This window comes from Xanthomonas sp. LMG 12460 (genome assembly GCF_009192895.1).
Lineage (GTDB): Bacteria > Pseudomonadota > Gammaproteobacteria > Xanthomonadales > Xanthomonadaceae > Xanthomonas_A > Xanthomonas_A sontii.
On the sequence record NZ_NKUH01000124.1, the window covers coordinates 1 to 5332 of the forward strand.

The window sequence follows — 5332 nt, forward strand, 5'->3', positions numbered from 1 at the left end:
CCGGCGGGTGTACGGGCTGGACCTGCGCCACACGCCCAGCGTCGAGGCGTTCTGCAGCGAGCTGCTGGCGACCCGCACGCGCCTGGATTTCATCGTCAACAACGCCTGCCAGACCGTGCGCCGGCCGCCGCAGTTCTACGCGCACATGCTGGCCGGCGAGACCGCCGCGCTGCACGACCTGCCCGAGCACGTGCGCCGGCTGGTGGGCCAGTACGAAGGCCTGCGCGGCCCCGATCTGCTGCCGGCTGGGGGCAACACGCAGATGGCCGGGGCGGGCCAGGGGCGCAGCGGTGCCGACGGCCTGCTGCGCGCCGCGGAGCTGTCGCAAGTGCCGCTGCTGGCCGACGACCTGCTCGCCCAGCAGCACCTGTTCCCGGAGGGGCGCCTGGACCAGGACCTGCAGCAGGTGGACCTGCGCGGGCGCAACTCCTGGCGCCTGCTGCTGGACGAAGTGTCCTCGGTGGAGCTGCTGGAGACGCAACTGGTCAACGCGGTCGCGCCGTTCGTCCTCAACGCGCGGCTCAAGCCGCTGATGCTGCGCACGCCCGAGCGCGACAAGCACATCGTCAACGTGTCGGCGATGGAGGGGCAGTTCTACCGCAACTTCAAGACCACCCGGCATCCGCACACCAACATGGCCAAGGCCGCGTTGAACATGATGACCCGCACCTCGGCGGCCGATTACCAGAACGACGGCATCCACATGAACAGCGTGGATACCGGCTGGGTCACCGACGAGGATCCGGCCGAGATCGCCGCGCGCAAGGTGCAGGAAGAGCGCTTCCATCCGCCGCTGGACATCGTCGACGGCGCCGCGCGCATCGTCGATCCGATCATCCACGGCTTCAACACCGGCGAGCACGTGTGGGGCCAGTTCCTCAAGGACTACGCGCCGACCGATTGGTGAGGCGACGCGCCGCCATCGCAACGGTGCGCGACGTGCGTCCGCGCCCGCGCGCCGTCTAGCCGAGCGTGCGGTCCGCGGCCGTCGCGGCAGCGTTCTCGGCGTCCTTCTCGCGGCCCCAGAACTCCACCAGGATGGTCATCATGGTCCACACGATCAGCGTCGGCTGCACCTTGTCCGGCAGCAGGGCCTGGCCCTTGAGCATCACGTCGATCACCTTCGGCAGTGCCAGCACCATCAGCAGGGTGTAGATCGCGTACGCCACCCGGTGCCGGCTGCTGGAAATGAACAGGATCGAGATGACCAGGCTGGCGAGGACGCCCAGGACCACACCGAACTGCCAGGCGTTGAGGCGCTCGGTGCCGGTGAGCACCAGGCCCAGGACGGCACCGAAGAACATGTTCAGGCCGTTGAGATTGGCCTGGTACTCGTCCCTGGTCATGCGGCCGAGGCCGACCTTGCCGAACACGTTCCATCCCTTGCGCATGCTCGCTCCCCTTCGCATTGCCGCATCCTGGCGTCGCCACGCCTTCCGCTGGCCGCACGCCTCCCCGCCTCCACTGTAGCGAAGATCGCGCGCGTTCGTCGCCTGCCCGCCGCGCGTCGTGTGTCGCTGCGCCACGGCGCGGGAACCGCCTGCGCTAGCCCAGGGTCTGCAACTCGCCGCGCGGGCCGGTCGGTGTCAGATACAGGTGGCCGAGGCCGATCGGCAGGCGGAAACGGCGCGGCCCGGCGCTGCCGGGATTGAGGTAGAGCACGCCGTCGTGGGTCTCCAGCAAGGGCTTGTGCGAGTGGCCGCTGATCACCACGTCCACGCCGTCGGCGACGCGTGCCAGGGTCTTCAGGTCGTGGCGCACGTGCACGCGAACGCCGTCGATGTCCAGGTCCAGGGTCTCGGGCAGCGCCTGTGCCCATGGCGCGGTGTCGATGTTGCCGCGGATCGCGTGCAGCGGTGCCAGTTCCCGCAGTGCGTCGAGCACGTCCGGTTTGCCGATGTCGCCGGCATGCACGATCGCGGCGCACCCACGCAAGGCCGCCAGCGCCTCGGGGCGGAGCAGGCCATGGGTGTCGGCGATCACGCCGAGATGCAGCGGTCGAACGGGACGCATCGGTGGCGCTTCCTGGTGCGTGACAGCGTGCAGGCTACCCGTTCGGACGTGGTGGCGTCGTTGCGACCTGCGCGTGCTGGCCTGTTTCGTGAGGCGATGGCGCCAGCGAGCCGAGAGCGGACGTAGAGATCGTATCGACATCGACATCGACATCGACGCTTGGTGCATCACCGGCGCGTATCGAGATGCACCCGATGTTGCATCAGCGGCAGTTCCGGCCTGGGCGTCGTACCGCTGTGCATTAACCCGCACGTAGCGACGTGCAGCGTCATGGCGGCATGCGTACGCGACGTGTTGTACCGTTGCCGCGCGCGCCGCCCGTGCCGTCGCACGACATCGCAAGGCGGTGCCGTTTCTTCTCCAGCAGACTCCGATCGATGACTTCTTCCGCTACGCCCCCCGCCGCCGAGGCCGCGCCGCACGGCGCCGCCGCCGTGTTCCGCGTGGTCACCGGCAACTTCCTCGAGATGTACGACTTCATGGTCTATGGCTTCTATGCCACGGCCATCGGCCATGCGTTCTTCCCGTCGCATAGCGCGTTCGCCTCGCTGATGCTGTCGCTGGCCACGTTCGGCGCCGGCTTCCTGATGCGGCCGATCGGCGCGCTGGTGCTCGGCGGTTACATCGACCGGCACGGGCGTCGCAAGGGCCTGATCCTGACCCTGGGGCTGATGTCGGCCGGCGTGCTGCTGATCGCCTTCGTCCCCGGCTACAGCACCATCGGCGTGCTGGCGCCGTTGCTGGTGCTGCTCGGCCGCCTGCTGCAGGGCTTCTCCGCCGGCGCCGAGCTGGGCGGCGTGTCGGTGTATCTGGCCGAGATCGCCACGCCGGGCCGGCGCGGCTTCTACGTGGCCTGGCAGTCGGCCAGCCAGCAGGTGGCGGTGGTGTTCGCCGCTGCGCTCGGCGTGGCCCTGCACGCGCTGCTCTCCGACAGCACGATGGACAGCTGGGGCTGGCGCGTGCCGTTCGCCATCGGCAGCCTGATCGTGCCGCTGATCTTCCTGATCCGCCGCTCGCTGCAGGAAACCCCGGAGTTCGCCGCGCGGCAGGCGCCGGACCTGGCCGGCATCGCGCGCTCGCTGCGCGCCAATGTCGGATTGATCCTGGCCGGCGTGGGCATGGTGATGATGACCACCGTGTCGTTCTACCTGATCACCGCCTACATGCCGACCTACGGCCGCGCCGAGCTGCACCTGAGCGAGCTGGACAGCCTGGTGGTGACCGGCTGCATCGGCCTGTCCAATTTCGTGTGGCTGCCGGTGATGGGCGCGCTGAGCGACCGCATCGGCCGCAAGCCGCTGCTGGTGTTCGCCAGCGTGGCCATGTTGCTGACGGTGTGGCCGGCGCTGCAGTGGCTGGTCGACGCGCCCTCGTTCGTGCGGTTGCTGCTGGTCGGCGAGTGGCTGTCGCTGCTGTACGGTGCCTATAACGGTGCGATGGTGGTGGCGCTGACCGAGGTGATGCCCGCCGAGGTGCGCACCACCGGCTTCTCGCTGGCCTACAGCCTGGCCACTGCGACGATGGGCGGCTTCACCCCGGCGGTGTCGACCTGGCTGATCCATACCACCCACAGCCGCGCTGCCCCGGCGCTGTGGCTGTCGCTGGCGGCGCTGATCGGCCTGGCCTGCACCTTGCTGCTGTTCCGCCGCCAGCGCGGCGCTGGCACGTTCCACGCCGCCTGAGTGCCGCATTGCCTGGACGCGGGGCAGGGCGGCGGCAGTCCGCCCCGCCCTGCGCAACCCGCGCCGGCCTAGGCCAGGTCCAGCGCGGCGGTGAGGTCGCCCGGCACCACGCCGCTGGCAGCGTGCATCGCACGTTCGCGCTCGACCAGGCCCGGCAACGGCTCCAGGCCGAAGCGGCGGGTGATGAAGCGCAGGATCGAGCCGGTGTCGTAGACGCTGTGGTCGACGTGGCCGCGCCTGGCGTACGGCGACACCACCAGCGCCGGGATGCGCGAGCCCGGGCCCCAGCGGTCGGCCTTGGGCGGCGCCACGTGGTCCCACCAGCCGCCGTTCTCGTCGAAGGTGATGAACACGACGGTCTTCTCCCACAGCGGGCTGTTGCGCAGCGCGTCCACCACCATCGCGATGTGGCGATCGCCGGCGGCCACGTCGGAATAGCCGGCGTGCATGTTGAGGTTGCCTTGCGGCTTGTAGAACGTCACCGGCGGCAGCGTGCCGGCCTGCACGTCGGCGAGGAAGCGGTTCTCCGGGGCGGTGTCGCCCAGGCCGCCGTCGCGCAGCCGGCGCGCCCGCGCCGGCGTGCCCGGAGCGAGGTTGGCGAAGTAGTTGAACGGCTGGTGGTGGATCTGGAAGTTGGGACTGCCCGGGAACTCGCTGGTATCGCCGGTGTCGCCCTTGCCCTGCACCGCCAGCGCCCAGCCGCCGGCGTACCAGGCCCAGTCCACGCCCTTGGCGTCCAGCGCATCGCCGATATGGCGGTGGGTCTGCGGCGGCAGCGTGTTGGGGCTGTTGGGGTCGGCGTAGTCCGGGCGCGTCGGGTCCTGGCTGGTGCTGGGCTGGAACGGCGGGCTCAGGGTATTGATCGCCCAGAAATCCGGGGTCAGCGCGCCGTTGCGCACGAAGCGCGGCCGGCCGTTGAGCGCGGTACCCGGCGAATCGTCCTGCACCGCCAGGCGGATCTCGTCGGGCCGGTCGCTGGCCAGCACGCTGATCTGCGTCCGCCCCGGGCTGGTGTCGGCCTTGGGGTAGTAAGGCGCCTGCGCGGCGATCAGGTACTGATGGTTGAGGAACGAACCGCCGAACGCGCCCATGAAGAAGTTGTCGCACAGCGTGTAGTCGCGTGCCAGGCTCCACAGCCGCAGCGTGGCCGGCGCATCGGCGTAGTGGCCCATCACCAGGCCGCCGGCGTCGCTCCATGCGGCGAAGCCGTCGTTGCGGCCGCCGTTGATCTGCATCTGATTCTCGTAGAAGCGATGCACCAGGTCGCGGGTCACGATGCCGTGCGGCAGCAGCTGGCCGTCCGGCGTGCGCAGCGCGAACGGCGCATTGGGCAGCGGCCCGATCGCGTCCTCGCCGATCTTGTAGCGGCGATGCGCCACCACCTGTTCGTCCGGCGCCAGTCCGCCCCAGATCGGCGGCAGGATGTCGAGCACGCTGCCGTCGCGGTCCACCTGCCGCGCCTGCGCCGGCGTCACCTTGGACAGCGGCTGCTGCAGCCCGGGGAACTCGGGGAACAGATTGTTGAAGCTGCGGTTCTCGGCGTAGATCACCACCACGTGCTCGATCTTCTGCCGCAGCTGCCGATCCAGTTCCGTCGGCGACAGCGCACGCGCTGGCGCCGACGGAACTGGATCGGC

The 5332-nt window shown here is 69.8% G+C and carries 5 protein-coding genes; 2 read left to right on the forward strand and 3 right to left on the reverse strand.

Going from position 1 to position 5332, the window contains the following annotated elements; all coding sequences use genetic code 11:
• Positions 1–907 (forward strand): SDR family oxidoreductase (locus tag CEK66_RS19325; RefSeq protein WP_152237980.1); only part of this gene is annotated, 907 nt, incomplete at its 5' end.
• A 55-nt stretch (positions 908–962) separates the two neighbouring features.
• Here the strand turns inward: CEK66_RS19325 and CEK66_RS19330 are convergent.
• On the reverse strand, positions 963–1391 hold the full coding sequence (locus tag CEK66_RS19330) for a hypothetical protein (protein ID WP_152237981.1): 429 nt from the start codon (positions 1389–1391) through the stop codon (positions 963–965).
• A gap of 154 nt (positions 1392–1545) precedes the next feature.
• Positions 1546–2013, reverse strand: a complete 468-nt coding sequence (locus CEK66_RS19335) for a metallophosphoesterase family protein (protein WP_152237982.1) — start codon at positions 2011–2013, stop codon at positions 1546–1548.
• Positions 2014–2390: 377 nt separating this feature from the next.
• Here CEK66_RS19335 and CEK66_RS19340 point away from each other — a divergent pair, with 377 nt between their 5' ends.
• The gene (locus tag CEK66_RS19340) at positions 2391–3695 is read left to right on the forward strand and encodes an MFS transporter (protein WP_152237983.1); all 1305 of its coding nucleotides are present in this window, start codon (positions 2391–2393) and stop codon (positions 3693–3695) included.
• Positions 3696–3763: 68 nt separating this feature from the next.
• On the opposite strand, the gene acpA is transcribed toward CEK66_RS19340, so the two are convergent.
• Positions 3764–5332 (reverse strand): acid phosphatase (gene acpA / locus CEK66_RS19345; RefSeq protein ID WP_226978692.1); only part of this gene is annotated, 1569 nt, incomplete at its 5' end.

Bases quoted from the DNA above. Each gene is read 5' to 3' on its own strand.
- CEK66_RS19330 (WP_152237981.1), bottom strand. From the start codon at position 1,391: ATGCGCAAGGGATGGAACGTGTTCGGCAAGGTCGGCCTCGGCCGCATG.
- CEK66_RS19335 (WP_152237982.1), bottom strand. From the start codon at position 2,013: ATGCGTCCCGTTCGACCGCTGCATCTCGGCGTGATCGCCGACACCCAT.
- CEK66_RS19340 (WP_152237983.1), top strand. From the start codon at position 2,391: ATGACTTCTTCCGCTACGCCCCCCGCCGCCGAGGCCGCGCCGCACGGC.